The organism is Rhodanobacter sp. Root561 (assembly GCF_001427365.1).
Lineage (GTDB): Bacteria > Pseudomonadota > Gammaproteobacteria > Xanthomonadales > Rhodanobacteraceae > Rhodanobacter.
In genome coordinates this window covers 123,114-140,151 of record NZ_LMGH01000013.1, presented here as the reverse complement: position 1 = coordinate 140,151, position 17,038 = coordinate 123,114, and the positions used below count along the sequence as shown (strand labels likewise).

General features: G+C 65.5%; 18 protein-coding genes. 4 read left to right on the top strand and 14 right to left on the bottom strand.

Annotation, left to right across the window (positions count from 1 at the left end; all coding sequences use genetic code 11):
* Positions 1-25: 25 nt before the first annotated feature.
* Complete coding sequence (locus ASD55_RS12945) at positions 26-625, top strand: porin family protein (protein WP_007807528.1); 600 nt, start codon at positions 26-28, stop codon at positions 623-625.
* Between the two features lie 105 nt (positions 626-730).
* On the opposite strand, the gene ASD55_RS12940 is transcribed toward ASD55_RS12945, so the two are convergent.
* The 5 genes from ASD55_RS12940 to ASD55_RS12920 form a co-directional block, all read right to left on the bottom strand.
* Positions 731-1,735, bottom strand: a complete 1,005-nt coding sequence (locus ASD55_RS12940; RefSeq protein ID WP_056713977.1) for a class I fructose-bisphosphate aldolase — start codon at positions 1,733-1,735, stop codon at positions 731-733.
* 143 nt (positions 1,736-1,878) lie between these two features.
* Positions 1,879-2,325: an energy transducer TonB gene (locus tag ASD55_RS12935; RefSeq protein WP_056713974.1), complete on the bottom strand. Its 447-nt coding sequence runs from the start codon at positions 2,323-2,325 to the stop codon at positions 1,879-1,881.
* A 44-nt stretch (positions 2,326-2,369) separates the two neighbouring features.
* Positions 2,370-2,930 carry a hypothetical protein gene (locus ASD55_RS12930; protein WP_157599001.1) on the bottom strand — a complete coding sequence of 187 codons (561 nt, stop codon included), beginning with the start codon at positions 2,928-2,930 and terminating at the stop codon, positions 2,370-2,372.
* Between the two features lie 55 nt (positions 2,931-2,985).
* A complete protein-coding gene (gene pyk / locus ASD55_RS12925) occupies positions 2,986-4,455 on the bottom strand; it encodes a pyruvate kinase (protein ID WP_056713969.1) in 1,470 nt (489 codons plus the stop codon).
* Between the two features lie 73 nt (positions 4,456-4,528).
* Positions 4,529-5,341, bottom strand: coding sequence for a S1/P1 nuclease (locus ASD55_RS12920; RefSeq protein ID WP_056766702.1), 813 nt, complete (start codon positions 5,339-5,341; stop codon positions 4,529-4,531).
* Between the two features lie 221 nt (positions 5,342-5,562).
* Between ASD55_RS12920 and gap the strand changes: the two genes are divergently transcribed.
* Positions 5,563-6,564, top strand: a complete 1,002-nt coding sequence (gene gap, locus ASD55_RS12915) for a type I glyceraldehyde-3-phosphate dehydrogenase (RefSeq protein WP_056766700.1) — start codon at positions 5,563-5,565, stop codon at positions 6,562-6,564.
* A 72-nt stretch (positions 6,565-6,636) separates the two neighbouring features.
* Here the strand turns inward: gap and ASD55_RS12910 are convergent, their stop codons facing one another.
* Both ASD55_RS12910 and fdxA read right to left on the bottom strand, forming a co-directional pair.
* The gene (locus tag ASD55_RS12910) at positions 6,637-8,946 is read right to left on the bottom strand and encodes a cbb3-type cytochrome c oxidase subunit I (RefSeq protein WP_056766698.1); all 2,310 of its coding nucleotides are present in this window, start codon (positions 8,944-8,946) and stop codon (positions 6,637-6,639) included.
* A 195-nt stretch (positions 8,947-9,141) separates the two neighbouring features.
* On the bottom strand, positions 9,142-9,465 hold the full coding sequence (gene fdxA / locus ASD55_RS12905; RefSeq protein ID WP_056713957.1) for a ferredoxin FdxA: 324 nt from the start codon (positions 9,463-9,465) through the stop codon (positions 9,142-9,144).
* A 143-nt stretch (positions 9,466-9,608) separates the two neighbouring features.
* On the opposite strand from fdxA, the gene azu reads away from it, so the two are divergent.
* Positions 9,609-10,055, top strand: coding sequence for an azurin (azu, locus tag ASD55_RS12900; protein ID WP_056713982.1), 447 nt, complete (start codon positions 9,609-9,611; stop codon positions 10,053-10,055).
* A 101-nt stretch (positions 10,056-10,156) separates the two neighbouring features.
* The gene (locus ASD55_RS12895) at positions 10,157-10,567 is read left to right on the top strand and encodes a group III truncated hemoglobin (RefSeq protein ID WP_056713954.1); all 411 of its coding nucleotides are present in this window, start codon (positions 10,157-10,159) and stop codon (positions 10,565-10,567) included.
* 34 nt (positions 10,568-10,601) lie between these two features.
* Here ASD55_RS12895 and tpx read toward each other — a convergent pair whose 3' ends face one another.
* The 7 genes from tpx to ASD55_RS12860 form a co-directional block, all read right to left on the bottom strand.
* A complete protein-coding gene (gene tpx, locus ASD55_RS12890) occupies positions 10,602-11,102 on the bottom strand; it encodes a thiol peroxidase (protein WP_056713951.1) in 501 nt (166 codons plus the stop codon).
* A 26-nt stretch (positions 11,103-11,128) separates the two neighbouring features.
* Positions 11,129-11,566 (bottom strand): hypothetical protein, encoded by a 438-nt coding sequence (locus ASD55_RS12885; protein ID WP_056766696.1) that lies wholly within the window; start codon positions 11,564-11,566, stop codon positions 11,129-11,131.
* Between the two features lie 87 nt (positions 11,567-11,653).
* The gene (locus ASD55_RS12880; RefSeq protein ID WP_056766694.1) at positions 11,654-12,229 is read right to left on the bottom strand and encodes an SCO family protein; all 576 of its coding nucleotides are present in this window, start codon (positions 12,227-12,229) and stop codon (positions 11,654-11,656) included.
* Between the two features lie 10 nt (positions 12,230-12,239).
* Positions 12,240-13,001, bottom strand: a complete 762-nt coding sequence (locus ASD55_RS12875; RefSeq protein ID WP_056766692.1) for a formylglycine-generating enzyme family protein — start codon at positions 12,999-13,001, stop codon at positions 12,240-12,242.
* A gap of 1 nt (position 13,002) precedes the next feature.
* Positions 13,003-14,451 carry a copper-containing nitrite reductase gene (nirK, locus tag ASD55_RS12870; protein ID WP_255357485.1) on the bottom strand — a complete coding sequence of 483 codons (1,449 nt, stop codon included), beginning with the start codon at positions 14,449-14,451 and terminating at the stop codon, positions 13,003-13,005.
* Positions 14,452-14,856: 405 nt separating this feature from the next.
* Positions 14,857-16,107, bottom strand: a complete 1,251-nt coding sequence (locus ASD55_RS12865) for an NnrS family protein (protein ID WP_056766689.1) — start codon at positions 16,105-16,107, stop codon at positions 14,857-14,859.
* A gap of 148 nt (positions 16,108-16,255) precedes the next feature.
* Positions 16,256-17,026: a helix-turn-helix domain-containing protein gene (locus ASD55_RS12860; RefSeq protein WP_056766688.1), complete on the bottom strand. Its 771-nt coding sequence runs from the start codon at positions 17,024-17,026 to the stop codon at positions 16,256-16,258.
* Positions 17,027-17,038 lie beyond the last annotated feature (12 nt).

Here is a 17,038-nt window from a genome sequence, read left to right as displayed (position 1 = left end):
CATGACAACAAACTGGAGAAGCTCCATGAAAATGAACAAGACCCTGATTGCCCTCGCCCTGGCCACCGCTGGCGTGTTCGCCGGCCCCGCCGTGTTCGCGCAGAGCGCACCCACGCACAATGACGGCTGGTTCATCAACGGCAACGTCGGCCAGACCTCGATCAACCATGGTGCGTATGACGACAACGACACCGGCTATGGCATCAACGGCGGTTACCGTTGGGCGGTGAGCCCGTCGGTCGCGCTGGGCGCCGAGGTCGGTTACAACGATCTGGGCAACATCCACGCCAAGAACATCTTCAACAGCCAGCCGGTGGTCGAGGATGGCAAATCGCAGCTGCACGGCTGGACCGCCGGCGTGAACGGCCACTTCAACGTCACCCCGAACTGGTACGTTAGCGCCCGCGGCGGCATCTACGGCTGGAAGGGCCACGGCCTCAGCAACGACGCCAACCCGGTTCGCAAGGGCTTGGACGACACCAGCTGGTACGCCGGTGCCGGCGTGGGTTACGACTTCAGCAACAACGTCAGTGTCGGCCTGAACTACGACTACTACGACGCGAAGAAGGACCGCGTGGATCTCAGCACCGACATGGTTTCGGTCAGCGCCGAATATCGCTTCTGATCGGTTGTCGGCTCAAGCAAGGTAAAAAAACGGGCGCCGCGAGGCGCCCGTTCTTTTTGTAGCGTGCAACTTCCCGCGATCACCGACGACCGCGGGAATTCAACCTCAGCCCTTCCACTGACCCAGCGCCGCCAGGCCGTTGTCACGGGCGCGGGCGTGCACGGTCTTCTGGGCGTCGGCATAGTTCGCCTTCATGTCCTTCGACCACAGCTTCAGCGCCGCCTGCTGCATGGCGCGACCGTAGGAGAACGACAGCGGCCACGGATGCGGACCGATCTGGTTCATCGCGTTCAGATGGGCGGTGGACTGCTCGTCGGTCTGGCCGCCGGAAAGGAACACGATGCCCGGCAGCGAGGCCGGCACGGTGGACTTCAACACGCGCACGGTGGCCTCGGCCACTTCCTCGACGTCGACCTGCTCGTCCGAGTCCTTGCCCGGGATGACCATGCTGATCTTCAGGATGGTGCCTTCCAGCATCACGTTCTGCTCGTACAGCGCGTTGAACAGGCTGCGCAGCACGGCCTCGTGCACTTCGTAGCTGACTTCGATGCTGTGGTCGCCGTCCATGATCACTTCGGGCTCGACCATCGGCACCAGGCCCGCTTCCTGGCACAGCGCCGCATAGCGCGCCAGCACGTGGCAGTTCGCCTCGATCGCGGTGGAGCTGGGGTTCTCTTCGGTGATGTTGATCACCGCGCGCCACTTGGCGAACTGCGCGCCGAGCTTGGCGTATTCCTGCAGGCGTTCACGCAGGCCGTCGAGGCCTTCGGTGACCACGTCACCGGGGAAGCCGGCCAGCGGCTGCGGGCCCTTGTCGACCTTGATGCCGGGGATGATGCCCAGCTTCTTCATGACCTGGGTGAACGGCACGCCGTCCTTGGTCGACTGGCGGATCGTCTCGTCGTACAGGATCGCACCGGAGATGTGCTCGTTCAGGCCCGGCGTGGTCAGTAGCAGCTCACGGTAGGCGCGGCGGTTTTCCTCGGTGTTCTCGATGCCGACGGCCTCGAAACGCTTCTTGATGGTGTTGGTCGACTCGTCGATGGCGATGATGCCCTTGCCGGGCGCGACCATCGCCAGGGCGATGCTTTCGAGATCTTCAATACTCATGACGACTCCGTGGTGCGGCCGGCTTCACGCCCGCACATGGTTGAAGCCGCCTCGAAGACGAAGCGGCATGGTTCAAAACGGCAATTATAGGCCAGATTCACCGGCGGGCGCGCCGGGCCGCCCCGCGGCGGCCCGCGACCGCCTCAGGGCGTGTAGCCAGGCAGCTTGCAGGCATCCATCAGCTGCTGGCGCTGAGCCGGGTCCTTGGGCGCGTTGAACGGCACGATGTAATAGGTGGCCACCGGCTCACCGATGCGATTGCTCAGCGACGGGCCGTAGCGGAAGTTGGAAACCGCGCTGCGCGCCACCGGTCCCAGGTCGCTCTTGGGCACCACCTTGGCCACCTGCACGTTCATCGGCACGCCGTCCGAACCGACCGTATAAGTCACCGCCGCGCAACCGGGCTTGTCCAGGTTCAGTCCCGTATTGGGCACATCCATCTGCACCTGGGTGTTGAGCAGGATCCAGTAGCGATAGAGGTCTTGCTGGTCGATCTTGCGCGCTTGGCCCTGGGCGAACACCGGGGCGACGACGCCAAGCGCCAATGCCAGCAACAGTCCGCGACGAAGTGGGCGAATCGTGGTTTTCATGACGAACTCCTGGAGGACATGGACGAAATCCTTGTGCCGGCAGTTTAACCGTCCTGTGCGAAGTCAGCGTTATCGTCGCTCGCCGTGATGGCCTGCGGGTAGCCGCGCAGGCGCTGCAGCAACCCCGCCAGACCACGCGCGCCGAGGGTCAGCGCCGCGCCGGTCAACAGCATCGTTCCGAAATAGACCATCGAGCGCCATTCACTGGCGGGAATCATGCCGGAAGCATCACCCACCACCGCGGCTTGCTTGACGAACAGGACCACCGCGCCGTGCGCGACAAGACCGCTCAGGCCACCGATCAGCGCCCATATCCCCACGACGGACATCGCCACGTATTGCAGTTGCGCCGGGGTGATCGCCAGTTCCAGCATTTCATGCCGGTTGCGCCCCACCGCCCACCATGCCAGCAGGTTCGGCCACAGCCACAGCGCAAAAGCCAGCAGCAGGCCGGCGCCATGCAGCGACAACGCTGCCCACACGAGGTGGCCGTCCTGCGTGGGATAAAGCACAAGTCCCGGTATCTGTTCAAGAATACCTACCGCCATGAGCACGGCGCCAAGCCGAATGGCCACGCACAGCACGGTATGCAACGTCGTCTTCATGACTTTGTCCCCAGTGAAACGCCTGTTGCCAGGAAGTCGCGCCTTGTTCGACCCGTCACAGGTCGCGCAGGCACTCCACCATGCCGTCGCTGCCGACCGAAAGCAGCTTCAGCGTATTGGTGCCGCCGCCCTGGCCGACGTGGTCGCCCTGGGTCAGCACCACGCGATCGCCTTCCTGCAGACGTCCCTGGGCGAACAACTGCTGCACCGCCGAGCGTGCGGTGGCGACCGAAGTCAGGCCCTCGTGGGAGAACGCCACCGGCTGCACGTCGCGCAACAGCAGCATGCGCCGACGCGAGCCGGCCATCGGCGACAGGGCAAAGATGGGTACGGCGCTGCCGTAGCGCGACAGCCATTGCGCGGTGGCGCCGGATTCGGTCAGCGCCACGATCGCCCGCACGTCGAGCTGGCTGGCCAGCATCATCGCCGCCAGCGCGATCGCCTGGTCGGTGCGATCGAGCATGTGGCCGGTGGCGGTCAGGTCCTCCTTCGGCTCGAACTGGCGTTCGGCGCCCAGGCAGATCCGGCGCATCGCGGCCACCGCCTTGTCCGGATGCGCACCGGCGGCGGTTTCCTCCGACAGCATCACCGCGTCGGTGCCGTCGATCACCGCGTTCGCCACGTCGAGCACTTCGGCCCGGGTCGGGATCGGCGAGCGCACCATCGACTGCAGCATCTGGGTGGCGGTGATCACCGCGCGGTTGCGCTGCACCGACTCGCGGATGATCTTCTTCTGCAGGCCGGGCAGCTCGGCGTCGCCGATCTCCACGCCCAGATCGCCGCGCGCCACCATCACCACGTCGGACGCGTCGATGATTTCGCCCAGCACGGGGATCGCATCGGCGCGCTCGATCTTCGCCACCAGCGCGGCGTTGCCACCGGCCTCGTGCAGCAGGCGCCGCGCCTGGTGCATGTCTTCGGCCGAACGGACGAACGAGATGGCCAGGAAATCGGCGCCGATCTCGGCGGCCAGCTTGATGTCGGACTTGTCCTTGTCCGACAGCGCCGTCACCGAGAGTCCGCCGCCCTGGCGGTTGAGTCCCTTGCGGTTGGACAGCCTGCCGCCGATCAGCACCTGGCAACGCACCTCGGCACCGACCACGTCCAGCACGGTCAGCGCGACCAGCCCGTCATCCAGCAGCAGCACGTCTCCGGCATGCACGTCGCCGGGCAGGCCGTAATAGCTCACGCCCACGCGCGAGGCATCGCCGGGCGGCGCATCGGGCCGGCAATCCAGCACGAAGGGTGCGCCGTCGACCAGCTCCACCGGCCCGTTGGCGAACGTCTCGATGCGGATCTTCGGTCCCTGCAGGTCGGCCAGGATGCCCACTTCGCAACCGGCCTCGCTGGCCGCGGCACGCACCGCATTGGCGCGCGCCCGATGATCGTCGGGCTGGCCGTGCGAAAGATTCAGGCGAACCACGTTGACGCCTTCGGCGATGATCCGCGCCAGCATGCCCGGCGCATCGGTGGCAGGGCCCAGGGTGGCGACGATCTTGGTACGGCGCAGCGGATTTTCGTTCATGGGTCGAGGCTAGCAGATGAAGGAGGGCACGCCATCCCCATGCATTCGTATGCATAGGCGATGACACGGACGGCTATTTGCCCAGGGCGAGGTTCAATACCGCCGCCAGCCGACGACCGGCCTGGCGCAGGCGCAGCTCCGCCTCGGGCAGCTCGGCCTTGACGTAGGCCTTGTCGATCGTGTGCCCGGACGGATAGAAACCCGGCTCGGCGGTGATCCGGCAGGATTCCTCGGCCCACTGGGCGTAGGGGTTGTCCAGCGGGGCGATTGGCGCGGGCAGCGCGACCGGCACGGCGGAATCCAGCCGTTGCGCGTACTGCTGCCAGTCCAGGTCGCGGCTGTAGAGCATGCTCGAATCCCACACCTTGTGCAGGTTGCTGCCCTTGCCGTCGAACTGCACCTGGAAGGTGTTGCCACCCTTGTCGTCGCGATAGCCGGCATGCAGCGGCTGGTGGATGTCGCCGACAAAATGCACCACGAACTTCAGCGCATTGCGCCGCGCCTTGTCGCTCTGGCTGCGATCACCCAGCACGCCGACGTAATACTGCAGGGCCGACACCACGCAATTGCCGTTGCGACAGTCGCGCGGCGGCACGTAGTCGCAGGCGCTGCCGCCGCGGAAGTTGATGTAATGCTGGCCGCGGGTCTGCTTCCACAAGGCCGTCATCGCCGGATCGTTCTGCATCTGGTCCGGCCAGTTGGCGATGTCGGCCAGCGAGCTCGTGTGCTCCGGCGCCAGCAGGCGTACGACCTCGGCTTCGGCGGCGGGACTCAGATGGCGCTGCGCCAGTTCGGCCACCACGCTGTGACCCAGCGGCCCCCATGCCTGCGCCGGCGCGATGACGAGACAGGCCAGCAGGACGGCGGCGCGGCGGGTGAAACTCATGACGGTTGATCCAGCGGAATGATGTCCGCAGCATGCCACAGACGGCTGCGGCTTTTTGCCGCTCGCCGTGCCCTGTGCACGGCGGCAGCCGGTGCCATGCCATCCGGCTTCGCCCGGCTTGCCGCGCCGGTCGGGCAACCCGGGCGGATTGGCTGTAAAATGGCCGTTTCCCGGCCGCTGCCGCGGCCTTGCCTGCCATCCCCTAAGGAGGACGTTCACTCATGACCATCAAGGTCGGCATCAACGGCTTCGGCCGCATCGGTCGCAACGTGCTGCGCTCTGCCGTGCAGAACTTCGGCAACGACATCGAGATCGTGGCGATCAACGACCTGCTGGAGCCGGACTACCTTGCCTACATGCTGAACTACGACTCCGTGCACGGCCGCTTCAAGGGCGACGTGAAGATCGTGGACGGTCAGCTGGTGATCAACGGCAAGTCCATCCGCCTGACCCAGGAACGCGACCCGGCCAACCTGAAGTGGAATGAAGTGAACGCCGACGTGGTGATCGAGTCCACCGGCCTGTTCCTGACCAAGGAAACCGCGCAGAAGCACATCGACGCGGGCGCGAAGAAGGTGATCCTGTCCGCGCCGTCCAAGGACGACACGCCGATGTTCGTCTACGGCGTCAACGACAAGACCTACAAGGGCGAGGCGATCATCTCCAACGCCAGCTGCACCACCAACTGCCTGGCGCCGATCGCCAAGGTGCTCAACGACAAGTGGGGCATCAAGCGCGGCCTGATGACCACCGTGCACGCGGCCACCGCCACCCAGAAGACCGTGGACGGCCCGAGCAACAAGGACTGGCGCGGCGGCCGCGGCATCCTGGAAAACATCATCCCGTCCTCCACCGGCGCGGCCAAGGCGGTCGGCGTGGTGATCCCCGAGCTCAACAAGAAGCTCACCGGCATGAGCTTCCGCGTGCCGACCTCGGACGTCTCGGTGGTCGACCTCACCGTCGAGCTGGAAAAGGACGCCAGCTACGCCGAGATCTGCGCCGAGATGAAGGCGCAGAGCGAAGGCCCGCTGAAGGGCATCCTCGGCTATACCGAAGACAAGGTCGTGGCCACCGATTTCCGCGGCGAAACCTGCACCTCGGTGTTCGACGCCGACGCCGGCATCGCGCTGGACAGCACCTTCGTCAAGCTGGTCAGCTGGTACGACAACGAGTGGGGCTACTCGAACAAGTGCCTGGAAATGGTGCGCGTCATCGCGAAGTAATCCGCAGATTCGCAGACACCGAAGCCCGCGCCGATCCTGGTCGGCGTGGGCTTTTTCATGCGCGATCGAAAATCAGCGCGCCTCCGCCCGCGCATCCGCGCGGACGCCCAGCCAACCCTTGATCGAAGCAATCACCAGCGGGATGGCGCCGAAGCCGATGAAGATCAGGTCACCGGGCAGGCGCAGCCATTCGACCAGGTGCGAACGCGGCATCGCCACGTACTCGGCGCTGCGCGCATGCCAGTAGCCGTGCTTCAGCACGTCCCACAACTGCATCACGCCACTGGGAAACAGGCTCATCAGGATCATCAGCATCAGTCCGATGTTGGTGCCCCAGAACGCCACCCTGACGTACTTCTCGATGCCGGGCCACCGCGCGTCGCTGCTGGCCTGGCGAAGGCAGAACACCATCAGCGCGACGGCCAGCATCCCGAACACGCCCATCAGCGCCGCATGGCCATGGGTCGGCGTGATCTGCGTGCCCACTTCGTAGTAGCTGACGATCGGCAGGTTGAGAAAGAAGCCGAACATGCCCGCGCCGACGAAGTTCCAGAAGCCCACCGCCATGAGGAAGTAGAACGTCCACTTGTGCGGCACCGCCACGGCCTTGCCGCACACGTCGCAATCGCCGCGGGTGGTGCGCACGAAGTCCCAGGCGTCCAGCGTCAGCAAGGTCAGCGGCACCACTTCGAGTACCGAGAACAGCGCCGAAAGCGACATGTTGAAGTTCGTGTGGCCGGTGAAATACCAGTGGTGCCCGGTGCCGATCAGGCCGCCCAGGAAATACAGGATGGCGTCCAGGTAGATCACGCGCAAAGCCACGTTGCGCCGGGTCAGGCCCAGTTGATAGAAGGTCAGCGCCACGATGGTCGTGGCGAAGAACTCGAAGAAGCCCTCGACCCACAGATGGATGATCCAGAAGCGCCACGTATCGACCACCGTGTAATTGGTCTTGGCACCAAAAAACAACGCCGGCACGTAGAACACCGGAATGGCGACGGCGGCGAACATGAACATTTTCGCCAGCGGTCGGGCGGCCACGTTGGCCACTGCGCGCGGTCGCGCCAGCACCCACAGGATGGCGAACCAGACCAGCAGACCAACCACCAGCAGGTATTGCCATACGCGTCCGAGCTCGAGGTACTCCCAGCCCTGGTCGCCAAGCCAGAACCACAGATTGCCCAGCTTCTGCTCGATACCGGCCCAGACCCCGAGCAGGCTGCCGCCGATGACCACCACGAAGGCCGCAAACAGCACGTGCACCCAGCCGGCCAGCCAGCGCGGCTCGTCATCCGGCGCGCGCAACGAGCGGCCAAGGAACAGGGCGGCAGCCACATACGCCGTGGCGATCCAGAAGATCGCGGTTTGCAGATGCCAGGTGCGCAGCAGGTTGCTGGGGAAAATGTTCTCCAGCTGGAAGCCGTAGAAGCTGCCCGGATCGGCGCGAAAGTGCGCCACGCCGCCACCGACCAGGGTCTGCATCAGGAACAGCAACGCCACCACCACGAAGAACTTCACCAGTGCACGCTGGCCCCGGCTGGACTGCCCCGGCAGCAGTTGCGGATGAACGTGATGGCCGCGGCTGATCCAGCCCAGATAATCGAACTTGCCGAATGCCAGCAGCACGGTCGCGATACCAGCCAACAGCACCAGCAGGCTGAGCGCGCTCCACAACAGCGCGCTTCCGGTGGCGACATTGCCCACGCTGGGGTCGTAGGGAAAGTTGTTGGTATACGACGCGTCCGTGCCGGGCCGCATCGCCACCGAAGCCCACGCCGCCCAGGTCACGAAGGCAGTGAACTGGTGCAGCTCCGCAGGGTCAGTGATCAGGCTCGGCTTGAGCCCGCCATTCTTCGTAGGGTCCTTGAAATAGTCGGTCCAATAACCGATCTGCTGCCGGTAGGCGACGGCTTCGGGTTCGATCAATTGCAACACGCCACTCTGCGCGTCGTAGCGATTGGTCTTCAGGGTCACCGCCGTTTCAGCGTGCACTGCGGCCTGCTGCCGTGCATCCAGCGCAGCCACGGGCTTGCCGTACTGCGTGCCTGCAATGGCCGCAGCGGTGTCTTCGCCCAGACGATGCAGCGCCTCGGCGGAATAATCCGGCCCCAGATAGGCGCCATGTCCCCAGATGCTGCCGTTGTCCATCAGGCCGTACTTGAGGAACACCGCCTGGCCATCACGAATATCGTCGCCACTGAACAGCACGGCGCCTTGGGCGTCGACCACCTTTGCGGGAATCGGCGGCGCATTGCGGTAGGCGAGCAAGGTGACGGCAAGCAATCCGGCGAAGCCGATCACCATCACCAGCGCCACCGTTCGCAGCCACCACGGCGACAACTCGGTATCGTCGTCGGTCAAGGGTTGTGCGGCTTCATTCATCGCTACTTCCTCCGGCAAGGCGAGAGAATGCGGGCCGATGCGACGAAAGATCGCATGATCATGAGCATGACCATGCCGGTTGGGCCCGCGCGCAAGCATCGATGCGACGACCCCACTCCCCTGCCGTCGCGCCGAGCCGTCCCACCATAAACCTTTTCTTTTCGCGTCGCCCGTATCGGCGCGGAGCCAATGAGGTCAGCGCTGCAGCAGCGGCAGCTTGTCAGGCACGCCGTCCCACTTCGCTGCATCTTCCATCGCCGGGATCTTGCTGGTCAGCACTGGCCATTCGCGCGCCAGCTCGGCGTTGATCGACATGAAGATCTCCTGGCCCGCCGGCACGTCGAGCTCGGGGAAGATCGCGCCGACCGGGCACTCCTCCACGCACAGCGTGCAGTCGATGCATTCGTCGGGGTCGATCACCAGGAAATTGGGACCGGCGTGGAAGCAGTCCACCGGACACACCTCGACGCAATCGGTGTGCTTGCAGTTGATGCAGTTTTCGGTGACGACGTGCGTCATCTTGCCTCCTTCCGACGCCTGCCGGTGTGTCGCTAGAGTGTCCGGGACGGATAGTGCGAAAGCCATGATCCAGGTCAGTGCCGATGACGCACCACCATCGCAGAATTCACTCGTTCCCCAACTTCCCCAAGGAGCAACCCATGATGCGCAAACTGATTGCCATTGCCCTGCTCGGCCTGCTTTCCACTCCGCTGATGGCCGCCGAATGCGCGACCACGGTCGAGGCCAACGACGCCATGCAGTTCAACACCAAGACGATCACCGTACCCAAGACCTGCAAGTCGTTCAAGGTCACCCTGAAGCACACCGGCAAGCTGCCGGCCACCGCGATGGGGCACAACTGGGTGCTGTCGCACGCCAGCGATGAGGCGGGCGTGATTTCCGACGGCATGAAGGCCGGCGCGGCCAGCAGCTACGAAAAGCCGGGTGACGCGCGCATCATCGCCCACACCAAGTTGATCGGCGGCGGCGAATCCGATGTCGCCACGATCAACGTGGCCAAGCTGAAGGCAGGCGAGCAGTACGCGTTCTTCTGCACCTTCCCCGGCCACGCCGCGCTGATGAAGGGCACCTTGAGCCTGGGCCAGTAAGCTCCTTGGACCAGCGACGCATCCGGCCGTCATGGCCGGATGCGTTTTTTGTTGGTGCCGGCATCACACATCGTTCCACGCACGGATCCACAATGTCCCGCATGAACCCGCAGTCACCCCTCGATGAAACCGCGCTGGCCAGGCTGGTCGACCATTTCTACGAGAAGGTGCGTCGCGACGCACAGATCGGTCCGATCTTCAACGCGGCCGTGCATGACTGGGATGAACACAAGCGCCTGCTCACCTCGTTCTGGGCTTCGGTGGCGCTGCGCGCCGGCAGCTATCGCGGCAATCCGATGGGTGCGCACCGGCCCCATCCGATCCGTGCCGAACACTTCGACCGCTGGCTGGCGCTGTGGCGCGAAACCTGCGCGGAAGAACTGGACGAAACCGCGGCCGCCACGATGCTGGAATACGCCGAGCGCATCGGTCGCAGCCTGAAATACGGACTAGGTCTCCATCCGCAGGCCCAGCCGTTCGGCGTGCCGATCGTCGGCATCGAGCGCCCGTAGGAGCGCACAGGGTGCGCTCCTACAATAGTCGCGATCAGGCCAGCGCTTTCAACGCCGCGTCATAGTTCGGCTCGTGGCCGATCTCGCTGACCAGCTCGGCATGGATGACCTTGTCATGTTCGTCCAATACCACCACCGCACGCGCAGCCAACCCCGCCAACGGGCCGCTGGCGATCGCCACGCCGTAGTCGTTGAGGAACTGGCGGCCGCGCATCAGCGACAGGTTGATCACCTTGTCCAGTCCTTCGGCGCCGCAGAAACGCGCCTGCGCGAACGGCAGGTCGGCCGAGATGCACAGCACCACGGTGTTGTCGAGCTGGCCGGCCAGCTCGTTGAAGCGGCGCACCGAGGTGGCGCACACGCCGGTGTCGATGCTGGGAAAGATGTTCAGCACCTTGCGCTTGCCGGCATGGCTCGACAGCGTCACGTCGGACAGATCGGCGCCGACCAGGCTGAAGGCCGGCGCGGTCGAACCCGGCGCGGGAAACTGGCCGTCGACGCTGATCGGCTGGCCCTTGAATGTGACTGTGGACATCGTGCACCTCGTTGCTGGATGGATGGCTACAAGTAGAACATGGTCTTGGCCAGGAACACGATGCCGACCATCAAGCCCAGCACGATGCGATGGGTGTGCCTGAACCGGCAGACGTCCATCTTGCCGCTGCGCATCGCCCACATCGCGTTGACGAATACCCCGAGCACGCCAAACGCCAACAGCACCTTGAGCAGCAGCCAGTTGCCGAAGCGGCTGCCGACGCATTCGAGCCCGCCGCAGCGGATCTCGAACAACACGCCGCCGCTGACGAACAGCAGGATCACCACCACCGGCATGAACCGGCGCACCCGCGCCATCACGGCCTTCTCGATGCGCTGCATGGTGGCGATGTCGAAATGCCGGTGCAGCGCTTCGAGCACCACCACCTCGAAGGTCACCGCGCCGACGAACACGATCGCGCAGGACAGGTGCAGCAGCACGATCCACGGATACCAGGCACTCATGCGCACTCTCCGGAAGCATGCGCCCAAGTCTGCGCGCGACCGCCGCATGTCGCGCTGACATGGATCAACCCGGGTTGCGTCCTGCGCTCAACCCTGCGGCGTGGCAGCCACCAGCTTGCGGATCGCCTCGACGAAGGCCGGGTCGAGCTTGCCGATGCGGGTGGTGCGCGCGGCGATGCGACCGTCGCTGTCCAGCAGGATCAGTTCGCTGCTGTGGTTGAATTCCTTGTCCGGCAGCTGACGGTACTGCAGGCCCAGCACGCCGGACAGCTGGCGCACCTGTGCAGGCTCGGCCCGCGCCAGGGTCCAGATGCGCGAATCCAGCTTGCGCTTGTCGGCGTAGGTGCGCAGCGTGGCCACGTCGTCACGCACGGGGTCGAAGCTCACCGCCAGCAGGTCGATCCGGGCACGGGTGGCCGGGTCCAGTGCATTGCGGGTCAGCCGCATGCTGTCGATGATCATCGGGCAGACCATCTGGCACGAGGTGTAGAACATGGTGACCAGCTGCGGCCGGCCGCGCCGCTCGGCCAGCTTCTGCTGATGACCGTCCTGGTCGGTCAACTGCACCGACAGGTTGTAGACCGAATTGCCGGGCAGCGGCGTGGCCGCCCGCGCGCTGCCGAGCAGCAGGAGCATCGCAAGCAGGGACAACAGACGTTTCATGGCGCATGCCTCATTCGGACTTCGCGCAACGGAAGCCCATGTTGTTGGTGGTGTTGGCGGCCTTGAGCGCGGACAGCATCGCTATGCGCATCAGCACCGCGTAGTTTTCCTTCTCCTGCAAGCTGATCGCGCCCGCGCCGCAGAATTTCAGCAGGTCCGGATCGCCCTGCTCGCGGCTGTCGCTGGCGACCATCAAGGCGTTGAAGTCGTCCACCCACTCCCACACCAACCCGTTGATGTCGCGCACGCCATAGACGTTGGCGATGCCGCCCACGTCGGGCAGGGCCGTGTTGGACGGCCGCGCGTACCAGCCCAGGATGCTTTCGCGCCAGGCCGGGTCGGCGCGGGCGTCGCGGCGGGTGGCATCGGCCGCGGCCGCGTATTCCCATTCGTACCAGCTGGGCAGTCGCGCGTTTTCGCTCTCGCAATAGGCTTGCGCCGCAAACCAGCTGACCCGGGTCACCGGCTGGCGCGGCAACGCCGTGTCACCCAGTGCGTCGGCGCTGCCCCACTGGGTGAGATAGCGCGCATCGGCGAGGATGCTGGCCACCTTGTCGCGTTGCCACTCGGGGTGCTTCTTCACGAAGGCCAGGAACTCGCCGTTGGTGACCAGTTCGGTGCGCAGGCGGAATGGCGCCACCTGCGCCGGCGCCGCCTTGCCGTCGGCCGGCAGCACGCTGGTGAAAGTCCCACCCGGCAGGGCGACGTAATCCGCCGCCACTGCCGGCAGTGCCAGCATCAGTCCCAGGACGAACAGCAGGCCTGCGCGCATCTCAGTGCTCCGGGGCCGCCGCAGCGGGTGCCTCGGCGCGTGCCTTGGCTACCTCTTCCTTGCTGATCTGGCCGCCCGGGTTGCCCCAGCTGTTCAGCACGTAGGTCAGGATGTTGGCCACCTCGTCGTCGTTGAGCTGGCTCATCGGCGGCATCACCGAGTCGTACTCGTGACCGTTCACCGTGATCTTGCCGGTCAGGCCGTGGGTGACGATGGTCATCGCCCGCTTCGGATCGGCCGCCAGGTAGTCCGACTTCGCCAGCGGTGGGAACACGTTGGCCAGGCCTTCGCCGTTGGCCTGGTGGCAGACCGAACAGGTGCCGGTGAACAGCTGCTTGCCCGCGGCGATCTGCTCCTCCTTGGTCAGCGTGCCGGCCGCATGCGCCTTGGCTGCCGTGGTCACTGCCTTCAGGTTCGGCTCCGAGCGATCGCCCAAGTACACCGCGTCCACTTCCTTGCCCGAGTAGATCGACTTGTCTTCCGGGCCGTCCACCTTGAGGATGCCCAGCGCGCCCTTGTTGAAGGCGCGGAAGATCGAGTGGTCGACCAGCACGTAGCTGCCCGGCACGTCGGTGTGCTCCGGGCCGTCCACCTTGAGGATGCCCAGCGCGCCCTTGTTGAAGGCGCGGAAGATCGAGTGGTCGACCAGCACGTAGCTGCCCGGCACGTCGGTGTGGAATTCCACCGTGGCCGCGCCGCCGGACGGGATCAGCGTGGTCTGCACGTTGTGCTGTGCCACCGTGCCGCCCTCGGGTTGCACCTTGTCGAAGATCTCGCCGATCACGTGGAAGCTCGACACCAGGTTCGGACCGCCGTTGCCGACGAACAGGCGCACCGTCTCGTTGGTCTTGGCGGTCAGCGCGTTGTCRCCGGTGAGCGCGCCTTCCTTGCCGTTGAACAGCACATAGGTCGGGTTCTCGTCGATCGCCTTTTCCATGTCGAACGGCTGCAGSCCCTTCTGCCGGTACTTGCCGGTGGTGTAGAAGTCGCCCTGCATCACGTAGTACTCGTGGTCGACCGGGCTSAGGCCCTCCGGTGGCTCGACGACCAGGATCAGGCCGTACATGCCGTTGGCGATGTGCATGCCCACCGGCGCGGTGGCGCAGTGGTAGACGAAGATGCCCTGGTTGAGCGCCTTGAAGGTGAACTGCGATTCGTGSCCCGGCGCGGTGAAGCTGGAGGCCGCGCCGCCGCCCGGRCCGGTYACCCCGTGCAGGTCGATGTTGTGCGGCATCTTGCTGTCCGGCGCGTTCTTCAGGTGGAACTCCACCGTGTCGCCCTGGCGCACSCGGATGAAGCTGCCCGGYACGGTGCCGCCGAAGGTCCAGAAGGTGTAGCTGACGCCTTCGGAAATCGGCATCTCCTTCTCGACCACTTCCAGCTCGACGATGACCTTCGCCGGGTAGTTGCGCTTCAGCGGTGGCGGCACGTGCGGCGGGCTGGTCAGCACCGCGTGGATCGGCTCGCCCTGGGGCGGGCCGAAGTCGCCGTGNTTCGCCGGGTAGTTGCGCTTCAGCGGTGGCGGCACGTGCGGCGGGCTGGTCAGCACCGCGTGGATCGGCTCGCCCTGGGGCGGGCCGAAGTCGCCGTGAATCGAGGCGGCGGGGGTCGCCGCGGCCGGACTGGACCCGGCCGTGGCCTGCGGCTTGCCGGAACAGGCCGCCAGCGTGAACAGCGCCGCCGCAGCGAGTAGGAATAGACCTGGACGTGACATGGACGCTCTCCGTGAGTTCTTGCGATTGCAAGCCTAGGCTATCTCACGGAAGTCCATGTGACGTGAATCAATTGGCGAATCTTTTCAGCCCGACTGCGTCACCCTGCCACGGCTCAGGCTGGCCCGACCCAGCCGGCACGCTCAACCCGGCTTGCCGTCCGCCCGCGGCGTCAGGTAGATCCACGCCGAGCGCAGCACCCACGGCAGGAAGGCCAGCAGCCAGCCGTAGGCGGCGATCACCAGCCACAGGTAGACATCACCGCCCAGTTCGGCACGGATGCGCAGCAGGGTCACCACCTGCAGCAGGGCGAAACACAGCCACGCCACCTTGCCCATCTGCATCGGTCGGCCGGAATGGCCCTGGGTGACCCGGGTGACCATCGCCACCAACATCGAGCCAAAGAAGCCGATGCCCAGCGCATGCAGCGGGGCGCGACCCAGGATCAGCTGCCCGTTCAGGGCGTACACCACATCCTGGATGGCGAACAGCGCAAACGCCACCGGCAACCAGGCAAACGCCAGGTGCAGCACCGCCAGGATGCCCGGACGCATCGCCTTCCACGGACGCCATTTCAGCGAATGCCAGGCAAACACCAGCGCCAGCGGAACGTCGACCACCCACAACCAGCCCAACACGCCACGCCAGTCCAGCAGCAGATGCGCCAGCAACAGCGCCCACACCATCGGCATGCTCCAGTCCGGCCGGATCACCTCGTACCCCTTCACCATGTTGCCGGTGAAGAACGGCAGCATGCGGTGCATCACCGAGAAATAGATCGGCAGCAGCAGGCCGAAGGTGCCCAGCTTGATCGCCAGCAGCGCGCACTCCGCTGGCGCGCCGAACAGATACGCCAGGAAGATCGCCAGCCCCAGCGTGCCCAGGCACAGCGCCGCCAGGCAGGAACGCGCGTGACCCTTGCGCTCGGCCACCGAAGCACGCAACACCCCGGCCAGCGTCACCACACCGAGCAGATAGCCCGCCAGCATCACCGCGATGCCCAGCTTGAGCAGCCACCCCAGGTCGAGCAGACCCACATTCGCCAGCACGTAACCGCCGAAGACGCCGCCGGCGACCGGCAGGAAGCGCGTGCGCGGCAGCTCGGGGCGGCCCAGCCACTTGGGAAACGTGGTCATCAGGAAGCCGAACATGAACAGCGGAAACAGGCCGTACTGGATCAGCATCGCGTGCGCCCAGCCCGGCGGAATCGTGGGCTGCGGCCAGCCGGCCAGGCCGAAGCGCATCCAGGTCAGCTCCACCGCCCACCACGCCATGCTCAGCAGCACCGCGACGGTGCCGGCCAGGAACAGCGGCCGATGCGGGGCGGAGGCCAGCAGGCGGGCGGCTTCGGCGAACGCCGGCGGCGTGTTGCCGGCAGATGGCGAATCAGACATGGCGAGTCCACACGAATGCGAATGATTCGCCATGCTGCCACAGCGCCTTCGTCGGCAACCATGACATGCATCAACCACGCCCCGTGGCATGGCGGCGCTTCAGCGAATCATCGGGTCCGGCAATGCCCGGACGGCATCCCGCTCGAGCTCAATCCGGCAACAGGGCTTCGCCGATCTTGCGCAGCGCCGCCACATTCAGCAGCTCCAGCTCGCGTCCCTCGATCGCGATCAGCTTCTGCGCGCGGAAGCGGCTGAGCACGCGGCTGACGGTTTCCGCGGCCAGCCGCAGGTAGTTGGCGATGTCGCCACGCGACATGCTGAGGTGGAACTGGCTGCCGGAGAAACCCCGCACCGCGTAGCGGTTGCCCAGGTCCAGCAGGAAGGCGGCGACGCGCTCGTCGGCGCTGTGGTCGCCGGCCAGCAGGCTGGCCGTGCCCAGTTCCTTGCTCAGCATGCGGAACAGGTGCTGCTGCACGGCCGGCACGCGCGAGGCCAGCGCGCTCATCGCGGGGAACGAGAAACGGCAGAAGTACGCCGTGTCCAGCGCCACCGCGTCGCAAGGGAAATGCTCGGGATAGATCGCGTTGAGGCCGATCACCTCGCCCGGCAGATAGAAACCCAGCACCTGCTCGCGGCCTTCCTTGTCGACCATGCGCGTCTTCACCGTGCCCGAACGCACCGCGAAGATCGCCCGGAACGGATCGCCGGTACGGAAAATGTGCTCGCCGACGCGGAACGGCCCGACGTGTTCGACCAGGCATTGCAGCTCGGCCAGCTCGGGCTTGTCGTAGCCGGCGGCAATGCACGCGCTGGAAAACGCGCAGGTACCGCAGAAGCGCGTTTCATCGCCGTCGTCGGCAATCGGGCTACGCGGCTCGGGCAGGCGACCTGGCCGGCCTGGCGTGGGCTTGAATTGCATGATTGTGATGAG